8 protein-coding genes are annotated in these 20296 nt (G+C 42.5%); 1 reads left to right on the forward strand and 7 read right to left on the reverse strand.

Annotated elements, in window-relative coordinates:
- Positions 1-289: 289 nt before the first annotated feature.
- The 7 genes from RMZ42_RS22715 to psb34 (RMZ42_RS22745) form a co-directional block, all read right to left on the reverse strand.
- Positions 290-5062, reverse strand: a complete 4773-nt coding sequence (locus RMZ42_RS22715; RefSeq protein WP_322673538.1) for an esterase-like activity of phytase family protein — start codon at positions 5060-5062, stop codon at positions 290-292.
- Positions 5063-5646: 584 nt separating this feature from the next.
- Complete coding sequence (locus RMZ42_RS22720; protein WP_322673539.1) at positions 5647-11085, reverse strand: phytase; 5439 nt, start codon at positions 11083-11085, stop codon at positions 5647-5649.
- 108 nt (positions 11086-11193) lie between these two features.
- Entirely contained in the window at positions 11194-15321 is a 4128-nt protein-coding gene (locus RMZ42_RS22725) for a choice-of-anchor I family protein (protein WP_322673540.1), read from the reverse strand.
- 391 nt (positions 15322-15712) lie between these two features.
- Positions 15713-16495 carry a COP23 domain-containing protein gene (locus tag RMZ42_RS22730; protein ID WP_322673541.1) on the reverse strand — a complete coding sequence of 261 codons (783 nt, stop codon included), beginning with the start codon at positions 16493-16495 and terminating at the stop codon, positions 15713-15715.
- A 332-nt stretch (positions 16496-16827) separates the two neighbouring features.
- Positions 16828-17574, reverse strand: a complete 747-nt coding sequence (locus tag RMZ42_RS22735; RefSeq protein ID WP_322673542.1) for a Uma2 family endonuclease — start codon at positions 17572-17574, stop codon at positions 16828-16830.
- Between the two features lie 173 nt (positions 17575-17747).
- Entirely contained in the window at positions 17748-17918 is a 171-nt protein-coding gene (gene psb34, locus RMZ42_RS22740) for a photosystem II assembly protein Psb34 (protein ID WP_322673543.1), read from the reverse strand.
- A 233-nt stretch (positions 17919-18151) separates the two neighbouring features.
- Positions 18152-18322 (reverse strand): photosystem II assembly protein Psb34, encoded by a 171-nt coding sequence (psb34, locus tag RMZ42_RS22745; RefSeq protein WP_322673543.1) that lies wholly within the window; start codon positions 18320-18322, stop codon positions 18152-18154.
- 728 nt (positions 18323-19050) lie between these two features.
- Between psb34 (RMZ42_RS22745) and RMZ42_RS22750 the strand changes: the two genes are divergently transcribed.
- Positions 19051-20262 (forward strand): Na/Pi symporter, encoded by a 1212-nt coding sequence (locus RMZ42_RS22750; protein ID WP_322673544.1) that lies wholly within the window; start codon positions 19051-19053, stop codon positions 20260-20262.
- Positions 20263-20296: the final 34 nt, after the last annotated feature.

Consider the following 20296-nt stretch of genomic DNA (forward strand, 5'->3'; position numbering starts at 1 on the left):
CTATAGAAACCCAAGTAGTATTTGGCGACAAAATGCTTAAAGTCTACAAAAATTAGTGGAGATAAATTAATGAACTTAAATCTGGTTACTGTTTTAAAAGATAGTTGTTCAATGTTTAAGGAAAGTTATAAACAAGTTAAGATTTGGGACAAGAAGCAGAAAGATTCTTAAAGGCAAAATTACTATAGAAGATATAAAAAGCGAGGGAATATAATTCCCCCGCATTAGCAAAATCGCTACAGCTTAACTAATGAATGAATATTGAATCTAAGCTGTAATTATTTTTTGGCTACACTACACTGGCAGAAAGAACGAAATCATTTGCTGTGAGGCTAGTTGATTTAATTCCTAGCAATGAAGCCAACTCTGTATTTCCGCTTTTCACTAAGGTGTCACTACCCTGTTGCAACAGTGTTAAAGCACTAAATTGAGTAACACCAATCCCGCCCAGGCCGATTTTATCAGTGCCGATCGCAAAATCAGTCACAATATTTTTGCTAGTTGGCAGACTGGCGTTAGCAATCCAGAACTGATCGACACCAGTACCACCACTGAGGCGATTACCGCCCTGTTGACCAGCAAATAGCACATCATCACCAGCGCCACCAGACAGGGAATCATTGAAATTGGAGAAGAGTTTGTCATCGCCAGAACCACCGTTGAGACGGTTATTGCTACCGCTACTGCTAAGGGTATCGTTACCTGAGCCACCGAATAATGATTGACGAGAACCTTCAACTACAGAGAGAGTATCATCACCTGTCGCCCCAAGTAAATTATTACTTCCACTAGCTTCCACTACGGTAATAACATCATTACCATTGCCACCATCAGCAGTAATATTTTGAACCGGGCCGTTTTGACCAATAAATATCCGATCATTACCCTCTCCTGTGGACACTGAAGAGTCACTGCCGACTAACACCGTGTCTTCACCGTTTCCAGTCTGAATTGTGTTACCTTTAGTACCCTCTACAAAGTCTGCTCCGTCACCTGTGAATAAGGTTTGATTTGGTTCAACGGTAATATCATCGCTGGTAGTGGAGCCAAAATTAATTTCTTCAGCTTGAGGTTGACCTAAACCAGGAGCAAGATTAAGGGGCTTTTCCAGTTTCAGTTGTAGAATCTCATTGTTGTCTATAACTGGATTTTGAGGATCGTTTCCAGGACGACCTGTAGAGAAGGGATAATTGTTGTCATTAGCTACCAAAATGGTATTTTTGTCAACAACCAGAACATTTTCAATGGTTTGGAATGGGAAGTCGAAGGTGGTCTTACCATCCCCATTCAGGTCGTTGGGGTCTTGGATATTTAACAAGTCTGCAACTTCTTCTTTTGCTACATAGCCATTAGAATCTGTTTTAGACAAGTCTATTTTGTAGATCCTCTTAAATTTAGCCGCAGCCCCTTGATTGTTATCCCGTTCAATGACTAGGTATTCATTATCATTGATAACTGCTAAATCTCCAATGGAATTTGACGGATTATCCAATCTGTAGTACAGCTTTTTATCAGTGTACTTGTGGCTAGCAAGGTCAAATTCGTTAATCCGCAAAGCACCAGGGGTATCGCCCTGAACTGTACCTTCTAAGAGGAAGTAAAGCTTGGTTTTGCTGGCGTTAATTGCTCCACCTTCAAAACCTTTAGAACCAGCCAAGTTAGCAAAGGCATCACCTGAAAGCACATCAGGGTTTTGTGGCGATCGCACTACATTATATTGAGGATCGTCTCTAAGTTTATCCCGTACTTTATCGGCAATATCTGGGAAATCTGAGAAGAGTGCATCTACCCCTAATTGATAAAACTGTTGAATTTCTAGTGCTAGCTGGCCTTTGTAATCTGCTGCTAAATATTGGTCTTCCGCCCGGAAGGTGTAGGGATGAACCTGCAAGCCTGCATTGTGAGCATCTTGAATTAAGGTAGTGGGAGGTAATGTTGTCTTGTCGGCATCATTAACTACTCCATCGTTATTGACATCATCAGCTTTGCCATCACCATTAGCATCAGTACCTTTGACGCTAACAATCATCCGTTTCCAAGGCCCAATGCCATCAGCATAAGTGGCAACTTCAGCCAAGCCTTCTGGAGTTCGCAAGTCGTCATAAGTGCGAGTGTCACCACTGACTTTCAAATCATAGGGCTGACTCTCGATGATCTTGCCGTTAATATCAATGTCACTTGCATCTAGCAATTGAACTAGGGGAATATCCACCCCAGCCGCAGGCATGATGGTATCATGCAATTCTTTGAGATTGCCAACTTCAAAGGATTGGATGAAGATGCGACTGGGATCAGTGAAGTTATTTGCCTTCAGCGTATCAATTAGTAACTGACTAATGTTTCTGTTAACTTTGTCTGTCGTGCCTACATAAGTAGCTTCGTTGGCCAAATAAGTCGGATGCTTAGTTTCAGGGTAGATGCCAATCTTTTTACCTGTTGTCGCTTCTACATCCTTAACCAAATTGATGATTTCCGTGAAGGTAGGAATTTCAAATTGATCGTCAAAGGAATGATCGCGGAAAGGTAGACGTTCTTCTGCGCGTAAAGTCTTGATTTCAGCTAAGGTGAAGTCTTCAGCAAACCAACCTGTAAGTGTATTTCCATCTAAACTTACCGTTTTCTTGCGATCGCCAAACTCTGGATGTTTGTAAACATCTGTAGTTGTGTTGCTGAAATTGACAGTACCATCAGCGTTCAAAACTGCTAAAGCTGGCTCATGGCGAGCAATTAGCACACCATCTTTTGTCACAACCAAATCAGGCTCAATAAAGTCAGCGCCTCGCTCAATTGCTTGTTTATAAGACTCTAAGGTATGTTCTGGACGATAGCCACTTGCACCTCTGTGACCAATAACTTTAGGTGCTTCTCCATTTAAAGTTTTGAATTGGTCGGGTGTAGCGATGGGAGCCTCCAATAACTTACCAGTGGCATCAAAATGCAGCAGGTAAGGGCCAAACTCGTCTCCAACCCAGATTGTCCCGTCTTTATCAAAGACGAATGACTCTACATCAAAGTCTGCACCAGTCAGTAATCTTCCAGTAGTTCCCTCATTAACTATTTCAAAAGGAACTTTATTGTTAGGGTCAGACAGTTGGATGTAGTCTAAAACTTTAACGCTACCATCGCCATTTTCTGTTCCCTTAAAATTCGGGTCTAGACGATTGATCCGCAGTAGGAAATCTGCACTATTGTCTTTGCTACCGTAACCATTGTCTGACAAGAAGTAGAAAGAGTTACTGTTAGCAAATTGAACACCGCTAAAACCCTGAATTGGCTGTCCTGGGAAAGGCCCAGTTCTGCCATTGGCTGAAATCCCCTGACCAGAAATTGATCCACTACTAAAGGTATCAGCAGGTAAAGAGGCAAAACCTACTAACTCAACTTTTGGTACTATTGAAGCAAACATCGTTTGGTAGATGTGGGTTTGATCGTTTAAACCCGCAATTCCTGGAATCTCAGAACCGTAGGCGTTATAACCTTTACCTACCAAGCTATTTAACACTTCAGAACCAGCACCTTGATAGTAAACAGGTACGGGACGGTTGGTGTGAGTTCCCCAACCATACTTGACATTGGGATCAGACCCCCAGTAGTGTCCAACTTCTGCTGGAGTATCCAAATTAGTTAATGCTTCAGCACCTTGATTTTTTACTAAAGTTGGAAAATTACCGTCGAGAGTCAGGTAGTGATCGTGGTCAGCAGTAACGATTAGTAGGTTTTCATCCCAACCACCATTGTTATCGATCCAGTCAATCGTAGATCCAACTGCTTTATCAAAGTCTAAGGTGGTGCCGATCAAGTTGTCTATATTGTTATCGTGGGCAGACCAATCGATATCGCCACCTTCAACCATTAACCAGAAACCATCGGGGTCTTTACCCAATACATCTAATGCAGCACTTGTCAAGTCTTTGAGAGTTGGGTTTTCGTTAACCTCTTTGGCGATGAAAGATGCATCCGTCTCTCCGGGAAGCAGTGGACGTGTGGTGTCCACTTTGGTGTTATCACCTTGGTTAGTGAAAACGCTGAACATATCTAAACCAGTGGTGCTGTAGTCGCCGTTGGCAGAGCTTACAGGTAAGTTACCATTTTGACCGCGCGCACCGTATAAACCGAAGAGGCGATCGCCTTTTTCTGGATCGATTGTCGCCGCAGTTTGGGCGAGTTTCTGGGCGGCATTCTCACCGCGCTCCAAAAAGGTGTAATCGTAGATGTTATTAGTTGGTTTAGTGCTAAGTTCTGTGTAGGTTGATTGACGAATGAATTCATTGCTCGTATTCGGCTCAACCCCGTTTGGTAGTAAATCTCCAGGAGCAGAGAGTGGGTGTCCACCACCAAGTAATACTGTTGGTTGATAGACACGGAGTTGCTGTTGCAGGATGTTGTCTAATGCTGGATAGTCAGCATCATACTTGCTGCGACGGTTAACGTTGGCAGCAGCAGCAGCAGGTGTGGCGTGGTCAATGGGAACTGAAGTTACCAAACCAGTAGATTTACCAACTTCGTTTGCAGTTTTGAGAATTGTTTCTAGAGGATTTTCAAAAATATCAACGCCAACAGCGTTGTTGTAACTTTTAACGCCAGTGTACAGAGTTGTAGCGGTGTTTGCAGAGTCAGGATAGCTGTACTTAATATATTCAGGATCGTTACCAGGAGTCCAAGGATTAACACCACCTTTGGTAGGGTCATAACCTACTAGGTTTCCAACAGCACCATCACTGACTTTTGCACCACCTGTTGGGGTATTACCTGGGTTAAAAGTTGGATCGAAGGTGAAACCAGGGCGAACCTGGCTCTCTCCTGTGATGGGATTAGTCCCGTCAAGGGCTGAATTACCAGTACTAAAAACTCCATCACTATCAGCGATCGTTGTCCCATAGGTGGTTGCCAAACCGTAGCCTTGGAGTGTTTGAAAGTTGAGTCCTTGCCCCTTACCTTGTGTATAAAAATCACTGAGATTAGCACCTGTCTTACCATTTTGAATCTCTTTGTAGATGGACGCAGCACGAGCCATTTGCCAGCCCATACCATCCCCAATCATAATGATGACGTTCTTAGCCATGAAAGAGAATCTCCCTGTGTTTAATTGTTGAGATGGTCTTGGCTCTAGTGGAATCAAAAAAGTAATATGGTGAGTAAAAACTAATAGTTTTAGGCTTCAAAGATGTAATTAACTTGTCAGCTTTTTGAGTCTGAACTATTAAATGTCAACCACTACTACAATTGTCATTTCCCTAGAAGCTTTTAGTATCTTAATTAACAATGTAAATTGCATATTAATTAAGATACATAGCAAAAGTTGTGAATAAATTGTGGACTGGTTAAGAAACCTTGTATTGCAATCTTGTACCTAATATGCAATTAACAATTTTTTGCATATTTTTGGTGATGTTAAAAATTATTTTTTATACATTGAGATGATATCTCTTTTGTAACTTTCGTCAGATAATAAGTTCTTTATAATCCAATACGGTTCGGGCTACTTGTACAAAATCGTGGGTTTTGAGACGCGATAAATCGCCGTCTCTACAAGTGTTTTGGTCTTATCTGAACTGTATTGCTTTATAACCCTTCCCTTTAATTGCTTTTGCAATAATGATTGAGTACAGCTTCATTAACTTTTGCTGTTTAATGAAGCTGTAACAATCACAGTAGGCGAACAAATAAACCTACAACACTGACAGAGAAAACAAAGTCATTTGCTGTGAGCTTAGTTGATGTAATTCCTAGCAATGAAGCTAACTCAGTATTTCCGATTTTCACGATAGTATCACTACCTTGTTGCAACAGTGTCAGGGCATTAAATTGAGTAACACCAATACCGCCCAGCCCGATTTTATCAATGCCAACTGTAAAATCAGTGACAATGTTCTTGCTAGTTGGCAGACTGGCGTTAGTCATCCAGAATTGGTCAGCACCAGTACCACCAGTGATGCTATTACTACCCCCTTGACCAGCAAATAGCACATCATCACCATCGCCACCAAACAGGGAGTCATTGACATTAGAGAAGAGTTTGTCATCTCCAGAACCACCGTAGAGACGGTTATTGCTACCGTTACTTGTGAGAATGTCGTTACCTGAGCCACCGAATAATGATTGACGAAAACCTTCAATTACTGTGAGATTATCATTACCTGTCGCCCCAAACAAATTATTACTACCACTGGCTTCTACCACAGTAATAACATCATCACCACTGCCACCATCGGCACTAGTATTTTGAGTCGGGCCATTTTGACCAATAAATATGCGATCGCTACCATCTTCCCCGGATACTGAAGAGTTACTGCCTACAAGCACGGTGTCATCACCGTTTCCAGCCTCGATTGTGTTGCCTTCAGTACCCTCTACAAAATCTGCTCCGTCACCCGCAAAGAATGTTTTTCCTGGCTGAACTGTAACATTATCGCTGTTACTAGAACCAAAGCTATCGGGAAAAGTAGGCAGTGCAGTTGTCAGGTTATTGGGTAGTTCAAGAATGCCGAGTTTTTCAGCAGCCGTATTACCCGTAATGTTGAAGTCGTTGTCGTTAATCAAGGCTAGGGTGTTAGGTGCTACCAGTGCCAGACCTTCTAATTTTTCCACCCCGGTGTAACCCAACTGAGCAGCATTAGCAATCAAACTCTTGCTGACAGGGTTAATATTAGCAGCAGCTAACTCCGCAGAGGTAAGTTGTTCAATAGTTTTACCAGTTGGCAAGGTAAAGTTAGCAGGATTGTTGATGTTGCTTGCCCCGGCTAAATCAATTTGGTAAATCAGTTTATTGCCAGCAGATGTACCATTGTCATCTCGTTCAACTACTGCAAATTTGCCGTTACCCAAAGAGACTGCATCGCCAATCTTATCTGTTCCTGGTAAACCTTCTAGGCGATATAAATATTCTCCTGTTACCTGCTTGGTGACAATATCAAACTCCAGAATTCGCAGGTTGAGAGAAGCTTTAGAAGTCGCATCATTGGCGACATCTGGATTATCAATTGGACTCTGAATAAAGGCATATAATTTATTACCTTCCAACGCTACAGCTTCAAATCCTCGATTATTGCGGCGTTGAGCATAAACTGCTGGCAATACCTCAGTGCCAAAAGTTCCAGCTGGTTGATCTGGGTTGGGTGCTGTGGCAGTTCCTTGAGGGATAAAGCGCTCAATTAGCTTTCCATTAGTATCAAAGTGATAAATGGAGGGACGATACTCATCTACCAGCCAGTAATCACCATTTTCTGCAACTACAATCCCTTCTAAGTCAGCGCCCAAAGGATCGTTAGTTAGAACTTTTTTATCTAAGTCAACGGCAATTTCATCTGTGTAGGCTAAACCGTTTCCTACACCTTGCAAGTTAGGCAATCCCGTTAATGGGGTCGTTCCATCTTGGCGGAATAGCTTTGTTCTGTTGGTAATGGTGATTTCACCTGTGGTGCGGTTGAGTTCAAAGCTAACTATTTCTGGCTGGAAATCGGGTAATAAAAATGGTCTTTTGACACTATCAGGTTCTCCGTTGGGGCCACGGTCTGTGTTGGTGACAAATTTCAGGTTGCCATTTGCTGCAACCCCTTGGAAATACAACCCAGAAAAACCACCCAAGAAAATATTTTGATTTTCAGAAGTCGTGCCTAACTTTGGTAGGTTTTCAAATTCATAGATGGTCAACTTGGGTTGAGCAACGGGATTGCGAGGATCGTAACTAGTGGTGTCGATATTTAGAGAATTGGGGAAGGTATTGGCGATATTTTCCCAAGGCACCAGCTTAAAGTTAGAGTTGACATTTTCGCCATCGATGGTCTTAGCAGGTTCATTGGAGCCATCTTGAGTAACAAATAAACCAAATGGGAAGTTAGGTCCCAGTGGCACATTAATTACATCAGCACCATCTGACTCTTGCACGCTGTCAATTGACCCATTGTTACCAATGGCAAAGTTACCCACGTATTCGTTATTACCTTCACGTGTGTAGGCAACAAAGGTACTATCGCCTTGGCTGGATGCTAGCAAGTAGCCTGTGCCGTTTTTGCCGTAGTAGATGGTCAACCCTTCGGCATCATCGGTGAGGTGAGAACCACCCTCAAAACGAACGCGATCGATCAGCTTGCCTGTTGTACCACCGTCCGGTTCTGCCTGGAATTTCCAGATGCCCACATCTTCTTGGGCGATGTAGAGAAAGCCGGTTTCTTGGTCAACCACCATACCCTCTGTTTGGGGAGAACGCCCTTCTGCGGTAGGCGAAGGGATGGTGAACTCCCGCACCAGTTCAGCGCCAATTTTGCCATTCCCTTTGTCAATCAATTTGAACTGAGCTATATCTCCAGTTTGGCGGCGACTGGTAAAGACATAGTAATCATTAGTTACAGGGCTACGGTATAAGGTAACTCCGTAAGAACTGCGAGTTGATGCAGAATAAGGAGGTTCAAAAGGTGATGCTTGAAAGATTGTACCAATATTGCTATCGGTGATATCTTCCAAATATTGTCCGGCGGCGGTGGGATTGGGGTTGATTTTGAAGATTGCTAGTTTATCATTTTGGCGATCGCTAGCTACTGCAATATCAACTGATTGATTGCCTAATTTGAAACCGTATTGCAAGTCAATATTGTTGTAGCGAATGCCACCGGGATTAACTGTTTGCAACAAATTACCAGACAAATCATAAACCCGCAATCCAGCATTTTTGACTGAGGTTAATACTAGGCTATCAGCAGAGTTTGTGGCATTAACATAGATCGCAGGATCATCAGCATCGGCACGTTGATCTACTGGCAGGGTTTCATCATCCAATAAATCGGGACGAGTTTCTACTCTGGGTGCAGCAGTTGGAACTAAGTCTGCATCCAAAGTGAGGATTTGGGTAAATTGGCTTTGATTGAAGTTATTATCACTTACCAGCACAATCGACTGGCTACCATCTGCTAGTTTTGGGCCAAAGGTAATACCCTCAATGTTATCTGTACCGTTAGGCAAGTTTAAGTCATTTAAATTCAACAGTAAGCGCTTTTGAGCAGGTTTAATAGCTGCTAGTTGTTCAGCACTCAGATTGTTGAGAGAATCGTAGAAACTAATGTCAGTTGCACCTTGCAAAGAAACTTCATAGATTTTGATGGTGTTGCCTACACCTTGGGCAAAGGAACGTTCTAAGGCCAGTAATGTGCCACGATTATCGATCGCAAGTAAATCTGTCAAGCCATTGTCAGCCGAGCCTGTACTAGGGTTGGGTGCTTGGGCGATCGCATCGGTGATATAAAGGTATTCCTTTTCTGGCTGTCCAGTAACCAAATTGTATTGCAGAATTCGGGAACGGCTGCCACTGGTGAGTGAAGCTTTTAACCCATCTTGGGACAGCGCGTTTTCAGTCGCAGTGAATAAGGTTTTCTGGTCGGGTGTAATGGTGAGGCTTTCAAAGGCTAAGTTATTGTAAACACCTGATGTCTGCGTGTCACCTGCATCGATAATACCGTTACTGTTGGTATCTTCAATTACTGGTAGGAATTTCCTGGGGACAAATAGCGAGCCTATTTCTTGCCCTGTAGCTAGTGAAAACACTTTAATAAAGGGATTGGTAACACGACCAGCACCAGGGTTAACTTCGCCCTCGGAAGAGATAAAGACTGTACCATTGTTGGTTAAAGCGATACCTTCTGGGTCAAGGCTGTTGGTTGCAAAAAAGTTGCCATTTGTATCTTTCAGGGTGGTGACATTGGTAAAATTCACCCCGGAATCAGCGGCAGTAAAGGTATAAAAGCGGGCAGGGGCAACTTGGGAGCGATCGTCTGAGATTGCATAGTAGCGGTTATTCACAGCATCGTAGGTGACACCAGAAAGTCCGCCTAGTGGAGTTTGTACCCCATTCACCGTTCCCGCTACACCAGCAGGAATAAACCCTGTGGCAAAAGTACTCTGCCCCACAAATCCAACATTGGGAATGGTTTTACCTGGTTCGGTTGCTCCAGTTTGCACATCTGCAAATACTAGACGATGGTCAGAACTGGGGAATGGAAAAGTACCTACTGGGGAGAATGTCGGGTCAGTATTTAGAGGCCAAAATACTCTTGAGTTGGCAATTGTCAGGTTAGCTGAGGGCAGCACATAGTCAGTCCGCAGGTTTCCGGGAGTGTTATCAGCAAAGTCTGCGGTGTCAAAGCTAGGATTACCCTTTTGGCTAGTGTTTGCACCAGCTTGTAAGTCTGCTTGTTGGGGCGCACCCAGACTAGTAGGGATGACATTAGTATTAATATTGGGATTTTGCAACAGTTGGCGAATAGCGTTGTCAAAACTATCACCATCCAACGGATCTGCATTTTGATCGCCCACAATCACAAAGCTCGATCCAGCAGCAATACCGCCAGTTTTACCCTTATCATCATAAATGTAATTACCATTACCAGGGGTAATATAGTCTGCCCAAAAGCGGATCTCGTCGTGGTTGCGCTTACCGTTGCGATCTTCCGTGCCATCAAAGGTTGGAGGTGTGGGGTGGCTAGCGAGGATGTGAATTATCTCACCGTTTACCTGGATGGGTATATCCCAGTGACTTTTAGAAGAAAGGCGTAGAACTGCCAATTCCTCCTGAGAATACCAATCATTTGGCTGTGGTGTTGTTGGATCGTCAGGAAGCAAAGCATTGGGCATATCCTTCCACAGAAAATTTTGGAAGGTGCGAATGTTGGCAGTATCAATGGGATATTTGGACAATAGCAACATCCCATATTGACCAGGGAAATTCCCGAATCCAAAAGCATCATCGCCGTATCCGGTTGCGCCTGGGGTTGTCACTACTACGCCGTTGTTGTTTAAGTCAAACCTAGAGGCAATACCCGTGTTGGAAGGAGCGATGTAGAAGTAAGGGTAGTCAACGGGTGTTGTACCATTCTGGCTGACGGCTAGATAATTTTGCCGGAATAGTTGAACTGCCTCCGGCGAATAGTCAAACTCGTTAATTAGCAATACATCCGGGTTATTACGCTGGATAATTTCTGCAACTGCCTTTGCTTGAGCATTGCCAGGGGTAGACAAATCGCTGACTAACTGACCGTTGGCATTACGATTCAAAGAAGCGTTGAATTGAGAAAAGCGAATTGTATTAGTAGTTACCATGTTTAATTCTGAGATAGATTCTAGACATGAGACTGTTTTGAAAATTAGAAATAGAGAACCGCAGAGGCGCAGAGTACACAGAGAAACCGGAGTTCGATTAAATCTGCGTTAAATAAAGACGAAACGAGTATCTGTTGCCAAATTTGTATTGCGGTTTAACCCGTTTTCCACAACAGCAATTAATTCCGTTCCATTATTGGTGAAAATGCCTACAGCCGATCTCACTGACCCTAGCGAGTAATTGTTAGCAACTCCCTGAAGTTGAATCCGATCGCTTGCTTGAAAGTTGAGAATATCGGCATAATCATTGTTGCGAGAACTGGTATAGAAAACTGAAGTGGCATCACCCAAAACGTAAATATCTGCACCCTGTTCGCCGTTGAGGAGGTCAATTTCGTTTGTGCCACCGCTCCAACCAATCAGGCGGTCATTGCCATTGCCCCCAGAAAGTGCGTCACTGCCAAGTCCACCTAAGATTGTGTCATTGCCATCGCCACCAAGGAGTACATCTATGCTTCCCTTGCCATCCAGGTAATCATTGCCTGCTCCTCCGTCAATTAATTCACTGGTATTAGTGCCGATGACGCGATCGCTCCCAGCCAGAGCATTGACTATGTATTTGTTCAAACCAGTAAGTTCGCTGACAAAAATGATATCGTTGCCAGATGTCGCCTTGTTATTAGCAACAGTCAGGTCAAAGGTATCGCTAACATTACCGCCTTTACCATCAGCAGCAGTAACTGTAACTGCGAAAATGCCGATTTGGGAGATAGTGCCGGATATTACACCTGTGTTGGCAACGATACTAGAACCTGTGGGTAAACCTTTAGCGCTGTAAGTCAAGGTGTCACCTGGATCTACATCAGCAAATTTGTTACTGATATTGAAAGAAAAAGCTTTATTAGTAGAAATGATTTGGTCGTCAATCGGTTGTACTACCGTGGGAGCATTGTTTTTAGGGAGATTAAACCGAGCTACGCTAGGATCATGATCGCTATCCTGGTCGGCAAACTCTGAGTTAATGTGAACTACATCATACCCATCCAGGTTGTTGAGCAAGTTGTTACTAACTAAAACGTGGTCAAGGGTTTGGGCGTTACCTTCAAAGTTGTAGGTGTAACGCTCATTTTGCGGCAGAGTTTCAATTAAGGAAGTCAGTCCAGCATTTTCTAGGGTGTTGACGGGGTTGGAAAATTCAAAGTCATTTAAGTCACCTGCCACTACGACATTGGCATTGGGGGCGATCGCTAAAATATTGCTGACAAAGTTCTTCACCAGGGTAGCTTGTTGCTGGCGTTGGATTTCACTACTGAGAGTTGGTGGTTGATTCGGCCCAAATAATGGTTGGTCGCCACCTTTAGAATTAAAGTGGTTGCCAATTACATAAACAGTTTCACCGTTGAAAGTAAATTCACCTACTAACGGCTTACGACTGCTAGTAAAGGCGGAGTTGGTGGGGTCGATTAAACCAGGACTATTAGAAACTGTAGGAACACCAGAAACATTGGTAACTGTGGTGCTGGTGGTGGAACTACCACCAGGGCGATCTACAAAGTTGACACGATTGGGATTAAATAAGAAACCTACCCGGATATTTCCACCAGGTTCACCGCCGTTCGTATCGTCTACTGGGTTAATTTGGCGATATTGATACGTGGGGCCACCAGCAGCAGTAATTGTATCAATTAACTTTTGGAAGGTAGTGCTGGCATCAACGACGCTATCATTTGTTGCACCGTTATTGTCCTGAATTTCTTCAAGACTAATGATATCTGGTGATTTGAGATTATTAACAATGCGATTAGCCAGGTTGTTAAATTTGGTTGGATCGTCACCTGGATCGAGATTTTCGACGTTGTAGGTAGCGATCGTCAGTTGGTTGGTGGTAGAAGTTAGGTTAGTGACTTCTTTTTGAATGTTACTGTTCTGTACTACCGTGGGAGCAGCCGATACTAAAACTTCATAGTTGTTAAAGCTGTAGTCAACAACACCGACAATATTACTAAGTTGCGTACCAACATTAACTTCAGGTAACACTAAGGAATTGTTGAGATCGTCAATTTGAATCCGTTCAGGATTGAAGTCTGAAGCACTAATCAGGCTCCCACCGCGAACCGTTCTACCTGTGGCATTTGCGCCATTGTCTGCTAATACCCAAATTTCTTCTGATGTGCCAAAGTTTGCAGTGGGTGAAGTAGTAATTGGGTTATTCACCTGTACCAGCATTCCTTCTAAGCTTTCATAGAAGTCGATGCCATCCTGGGCAGGATCGAAGGTGGTTGTTCCAGTTTCGATATTAGCGATCGTGTCGTTATCGATTACCGTTGTCGGGATAGTTCTGCCACCATTACCAAGGATTGTAGCAGTGGGTAGATCGTTGCCACTAGAAACGGTAACAATTGTAGGAGTGGTGATTTGTGTTTTGGTTAAATTATTAGCATCGTTGCCGGGACGAAACTCTGTAACTGTTCCACTGATTAATACTGAATCGCCGACGGATACGGTTGGTGCTGATGAGGTGAAGACGAAAATACCTTCAGAAGTGCGATCGTCGCTGTCTGGAGTGGGGTCTTGCAAGTAAAAACCGTTACTTGCTTTAACTGTGACAATTCCCGCTACATTGCTGACAGTCTGATTTCTAAAGGATGAGATATGCCCCGTTCCCTGAATGTCGCTAATCCGAACGGATGGAGTTACTTCAAATACCGCAACCGTCTTGCTGACTTCGGCTGTAGTAACTAACAAAGGCTTGCCTGTGGGACTGTCAGCCGCCGAGACAAAGGTTAGCCCTTCGATCGCAGTATCTTCAGGAGTGTTGATATATTGAACAAAGCTTGGCTTGTTGGGATTTGTCACTTCGTAAACTATGACATCGCCAGTGCGTTCTAAACCAATAAAAGCATAAGTGCGGTTGTTGATGACTCCGATCGCCACGCCTTCGGATTCAGGCCCTTTGTTATCGCTGCGGGTGTCAAAAGTATCAGCCGCACCATCTGAGTTAAACAGAGTTGGTACTTTGGTTGCGGTGATTTGTTCAAATTGGTCGCCACTGTCGAATATCTGATTGCCGCTAGCATTCCAAATCGAAAAGGAACGTCCCCCAAATGCTTCGATGCGGTCAAAATCTCCGTCTTTGTCAGTGTCTCCTGTGGCATTTGTAACGGTTAACCGCCCTAGATTGGTATTTTGCTTTAGGGTAGCCGCATTGGGAAAAACTGTTGGATCTAAAACATATCCATTTGCGCCAACCCGGATTTCCTCGCTAAAACCAGTGTAGTCGCGGGAATCTCCTTCATTGGCGGTGATGTAGTAAGTCTGTCCGTTGGCACTGAAACTAGCGATCGCATCGGGTTGATATAACCCAACCACCGGCCAATTCTGAATATTGATTTTACCATCGCGATCGCTAGCATCTAATCCATTACCTGGAAGATTGTAATTTTTCGCACCAAGGGGCAAAATATTGGTGATCGTGGCGCTAGCAATATCCAGAATAGCGATCGCATTATTTTCTTGCAAGGTAATTCGTGCAGTTTGATTGTCTGGAGATACAGCAATATACTCTGGTTCTAAGTCTTGTGCCACCGTCGAACCGGGGCCAGTAATCCGTACACCTGCGGCTTTGAGTGTGGCGATCTGGCTATTGAAGCTTGTAAACGAGGCTTGGGCAACGGTTGCATTCGCCACGCCATCAGCAATATTAATAATACTGACTGAACCTTCAGGATCTACCGAATTTACTTGCCCGTAGCTGTTGGGTTCTCCCTCATTTGCTACTAATACCTTCGTGCCATCGGGCGTAAAGGTGAGCATATCGGGTAATGCACCCACCGCCACCGAGTTCAAAAAGTTGCCATTGGCGGCATTGTAAAAACTCACCTGTCCTGTCTGCTGGGCGTTTGTGCTGGTGTTTTGAATGGCGTAGGCGACTGCGACAATACCATTTTTCACCGCAACACTGTTGGGAATGGCTTGTGTCCCGACGGGAGGCGTAAATCCTGTTACCAAAGAACCAGTCGAGGTTAGCGTGCCTGTATTGCTGACATGATAAATTTCAACTATGCTGCCAGCAACCACAAATAAGCGATCGCTTCCAGAATCAAAGGCGGATATTTCGGCTCCATTAGTACTGGTGAAGCTGCCAATTTTCTGCAAAATACTGGGGTTATTGTTGGTTGCAATATCGTTATCAGCATTGAAAGAGATAAAAGCAATATCGCCTTGTGTCAAAGCCATTAATAACGTCTCCTTCAATTTATTTTGTATTGTTTGAAAATTACCTGAAAAGCTGATGTTCAGTAATAATTCGCCACCATAATCAAGTCACATTGACAATCGCAATATCACTATTTAAAAAAATTATTTTGCAGTCAAAAAAGCTACAGGCTTTACTAGTATTAATTCATATTCAGCAACCTCAAGTTATCTCAGCAACGTTAAGAAACTGCTAGCAAAAGGTTAAAAGAATAAATAATATACAGCTGGATTTAGATCCTCGACATCTCGAAGAAGTCCAGGAGACAGCAATTTTATGCCCATAAAAAAAGGCGGACAAGATGTCCGCCCCACAATAAGTAGTTGGATATTTTTTATTTGAAAGTCATTTTGTATTAAAAGCCACTCTTGCTTACCGGAATTTACCAGGGCTTAAACGAACACCGTTAGGTTGAGACTGACGACGAATTGCTACTCCACTCCGCAAATTGTTTCCAGTACCACCATCTTGACGATCGAGGAAAGGTTTCAGATTAATCCCACTTCTAGATGAACTAACCCGATTATTGCCACCGCCTAGAAGTGTGCGTCCTAAATTATATAATTCGTTGCCTCCACTAGTGCGATCGCCATAAGTGTTAACGGCGATCGTTTGTTGTCCGCTGTCAGCAGTAGTCAAGTTTTGGAAAATGCTATTGCGGATAACAACAGGATCTTTTCCACGGGGGACTGTCAGCACAATTCTACAGGTTGGATTAGCTTCAGTTGTGACGCAGACAGTATTTTCGTTATTCTCTACGGATGTCTGGAGTTCTTGTAAACCATCTGGGCGATAAAGTTCCAAGCGACTGGCAATTGCTGTACAACGCCTTTGTGCGTCCCAACCACCACCTAAAGCCGCAGGTGCTGCCCAAGCAAAGAATTGTCCTGGTTGACTTTGTGGCTGGTACATGACAGTATACTGTCCATTATAAGTCTGACAGGTAAACCGAGTTGTACCATCAGCAGAAGGTGAAGGTGGTACACCTGTCGATGTGTCTATTGGAACTGGTGCTGATGTGCCACCTGATGGTACTGTTGGTACTACTACACCATCGCCATTAGAATCATATTGCGCCATTGCTGCCGAATTGCCCAGACACAAAGATAAGCCAAGACTGCCCAAAGATATCAACCGCAGCATTTGTGATGACATAAATCATCCTCCAGTAGAAATAAATAGGGAATTGATAGTTTAAGTGACGAATAATTCTGGCTTTTGATTCAGCAAAAAATTATTTTTTTTCTCTCGTGCTTTTTTCTTTGCGAGTAGCTTTTTCACCCGTACTTGAATTTCTGTATGATGCCCCATTGCTTGATAGGCGTAACGGTTGTAGCACTTATTTGCTTAAACTGAGTCACTCAAATACTTGAAAATTTTATTTGTATAGCAACAGTCAAGGTGGTTAGGACATCAACAGACGATAAAACTTAGACACAAAAAGGCTTTTCACCCAGTCCCCAGTCCCCAGTCCCTTGCTATATATGCTAAGGCAAATTATTTGGATCGATACCTTGAGATTGTAGATAGGCAATTAGCCGTTCTTTTTGCTGGCGTTCCTGTTCGGCACGTTGGCGTTCCTGTTCAATTTGTTCTACTGCCCAAAGTAACAAATTACCTGCCTCATCCCACCAGCGCAACCAGTAACCAGTTCTGGCTTCTTTTGTTCCTTGCCAGGTTCCCAGAAATAAACCCATTGAATCAATCCAATGACGACCATTTTCATCAGGTTGCTTTAACTCGTAGCGCCTGTTTTCGAGTTGGTAAAATTCTAATAAACCACCATTTGGGTCAAAAATTATGTAAATTGGGACTTGAAGAATCTGCTCGTAAAAAAACCATTTTCCTGGTGGATAGGTTCGTTTAAAAGAGTATTCTCCACCCTCTGTGTCAGATAGAAATTCCATCACAATTGCTGGAATATCTCCATCTAAATTGGGTGTATAGCTTTTGCGTTCTCCTAAAACCTGATTTACCGATGGCACATAAACCCAGTCGGGTGCTTTAGCTATAAATTGCCCGTTTATCGTCGCACAAAGTCCAAAATTTGAGGCTATTAACATCTGCGGTTGGATGAAACCACTTATCTCAAGGCTTTCGCGCAAAGCACCAGCCAATAGTGGCTGACCTGTATTTTCCACTGGTTCATCCTCTAAGTGAAAATCTGCGGGCAATGCTTCCCAAGATACTACCAGTTCTGTTGAAGATTTAGCTTCACCGAGTTGGGTTGCCATAAACACCCCTTTATTATTGATTTGTCTTTATTTTATGGCTGACCAGTGGTTTGTTGCTAATGGGGCGACAAAATGGGATGGATAAGACACAAAAAACCCCGACTAAATTAGCCGAGGTAAAGTCGAGAAGTGAGATTGACGATGAGATACAGCGATATCGAAATCAAAAAATCTTAGCTAACGCTAAAACCAACCAAAACTAAAGCGGTGACGATTAAAGTTGCAAAAAGACCCTGTAAAACGTATTTACGTTGTTCCCAAATTGCTGGGTACTCAGAGTAGTACATCTTGGGTTCTGCTGCGTAGTTGTTGAGAATGCCGTCTTCGTTGGTGGTGGTGTACATAGTTTTTTCTTTTCTTTCTTTTGTTATCTTATGTAAATAAATATAACAATTTCGTTACAAAGCGTCAATAAGACTTGACAAAAAAAGACTGATAGTAAATATAAAAATGACTTATCAGCACACCACTACCGTTTGGGATACGTAAAACACAAAAAACCCCGGCGAAACTAACCGGGGTTATAGAGAGAGGTCTGAATGACGATGAGATACAGCGATACTGAAATCAAAAAATCTTAGCTAACGCTAAAACCAACCAAAACTAAAGCGGTGACGATTAAAGTTGCAAAAAGACCCTGTAAAACGTATTTACGTTGTTCCCAAATTGCTGGGTACTCAGAGTAGTACATCTTGGGTTCTGCTGCGTAGTTGTTGAGAATACCGTCTTCGTTAGTAGTGGTATACATGGTTTTTTTTTCTTTGTTTTGTTATCTTATGTAACTAAATATAACAATTTCGTTACAAATTGTCAATATGGCTTGACAAAAAAAGACTGATGGTAGATATAAAGCTAACTTATCTGCGATCGCGGATTCTGGCGAAGCGGTTCGAGTATGCCAAAGCCGGATGCCTCTCAGTACTTGTCGGTTAAACTGCCGCAATACATGTCTCGTAAATTCACGCCTCTAGTAACTAGCGTTCGCTGATTTTTTTTGTGTTTTTTTAATTACTTTTTGTCTTGCTTGTCAATGCGTAAATTCTAAACCAATGTAATTTTTATTACAACATATTTCTTACTTAAAAATAAGCGTTATTGTTTATTTAAGTTGAGTTTAAATTTCAATTAAATAGTGACATACAATCATCAATCTCTTTCTTAAGATGTAAGCAATTCATGTTTGAAACAGATTAAATTTATAATAGTTATTTATTAGAAAGTTATAATATTAGTAATTAAACATAAATAATAATATCTAAATAAAATTACTACTATTGAGCAAGTTCCAATCAGGTTTTAATTTGTTAAAATAGGAAGCCAGCGTTTATTTTGGGACATACTGAGAATTAAATTAATAGTAATACTTAAAAGTTTTGGACAATTAAATTAATAGTAATACTTAAAATAAAATTTTTGAGGGAATATTGTATTATGTTGTTATCAAAAAGCCTAAAAAGAGTATTGAACAGTTTAATATTGATTATTATAGTTTCAGTTTTGGTAGTTACTCCTTCTATATTAGGAAATAATTTTTATTGGTTTGATGCACCAAGTGTAGAAATTAGCGTTAATGCTCAGACTCCTACTGGAGTAGAAGAAACACAACAGAAAAACAGCAATTTATCTCAGAATCCTAAGGAAAAAAATAAAAATAGTCAGGATAAAAGTGCTGAGTCTAAAGGAGAAAAACAGGGAAAATTAGATATTTTTAAAATAGTCACGGGTGCGCTGGCGGGACTGGTACTATTTTTGTATGGTGTGACACGAATGGCCGAGGGACTGGAAGCGATCGCAGGCGATCGTGCCAAAGAACTAATTAGCAAGTTCACTACCAATCGCTACGCTGGAATAGCAACTGGCACGGTAGCGACAACAATATTAGATTCGTCCTCAGTAACAATCATCATTGTGATTGCAATGGTTAGTGCTGGTTTATTGTCATTTGTAGAATCTCTCGGCGTGGTTTTGGGTTCCAATATTGGTACAACCATCGGCGCTCAAATAGTTGCTTTTAACATTAGTGATTATGCGCCCATAGCAATGTTCGTTGGCTTACTGTTAATTTTGTTGGGTAAAAAAGAACGTTGGAAGCAAATCGGTTTAATTATTCTTGGCATAGGCTTATTGTTTTTCGGACTTGACACAATTGAAAACGCAATGGAACCTTTCAAGGACTACCAGCCATTTCTCAAATTGATGGAAACCTTGGGTAACAACGCGCTTTTAGGTGCTGGAGTTGGGGCACTATTTACAGTCTTAGTTCAATCTTCCTCTGCCACAGTTGCGATTATTGTGACTTTGGCTAGTCAAGGATTAATTTCATTATCAGCAGGCGTGGCGTTAATGCTGGGTGCTGAAGTTGGCACTTGTGCTGACACATTAGTAGCTACCTTTGGACGCGAACGTCCAGCAGTGCGGACAGGTATCTTTCATTTACTTTTCAATCTGACTACTGCTGCGGTAGGAATTATATTTGTCACTCAATTGGCAGGATTCGCGCAATGGATTTCTCAGTTAATGGGAGCAGGGGATGATGTTGCTCGCCAAATTGCCAATGCACAGTTAATATTCAACTTGCTAGGCGTGGCATTAATTATTGGATTTCTACCCTTAATCGCCCGTGGATTGGAACGGTTACTTCCAGATAAAAAGAATCAAAATCCGCAGGCTGAAGCGGTTAAGAATTAAATCCAGCAAAAAGGCTTTATATTTGGGATTTCCA

Origin of the sequence: Nostoc sp. DedQUE05 (assembly GCF_034530955.1) — a bacterium.
In the GTDB taxonomy this organism is placed as follows: domain Bacteria; phylum Cyanobacteriota; class Cyanobacteriia; order Cyanobacteriales; family Nostocaceae; genus Nostoc.

Coding starts and splice junctions, on each gene's coding strand:
- RMZ42_RS22715 (WP_322673538.1), bottom strand. CDS start 5,062: ATGGCTAAGAACGTCATCATTATGATTGGGGATGGTATGGGCTGGCAA.
- RMZ42_RS22720 (WP_322673539.1), bottom strand. CDS start 11,085: ATGGTAACTACTAATACAATTCGCTTTTCTCAATTCAACGCTTCTTTG.
- RMZ42_RS22725 (WP_322673540.1), bottom strand. CDS start 15,321: ATGGCTTTGACACAAGGCGATATTGCTTTTATCTCTTTCAATGCTGAT.
- RMZ42_RS22730 (WP_322673541.1), bottom strand. CDS start 16,495: ATGTCATCACAAATGCTGCGGTTGATATCTTTGGGCAGTCTTGGCTTA.
- RMZ42_RS22735 (WP_322673542.1), bottom strand. CDS start 17,574: ATGGCAACCCAACTCGGTGAAGCTAAATCTTCAACAGAACTGGTAGTA.
- psb34 (WP_322673543.1), bottom strand. CDS start 17,918: ATGTACACCACCACCAACGAAGACGGCATTCTCAACAACTACGCAGCA.
- psb34 (WP_322673543.1), bottom strand. CDS start 18,322: ATGTATACCACTACTAACGAAGACGGTATTCTCAACAACTACGCAGCA.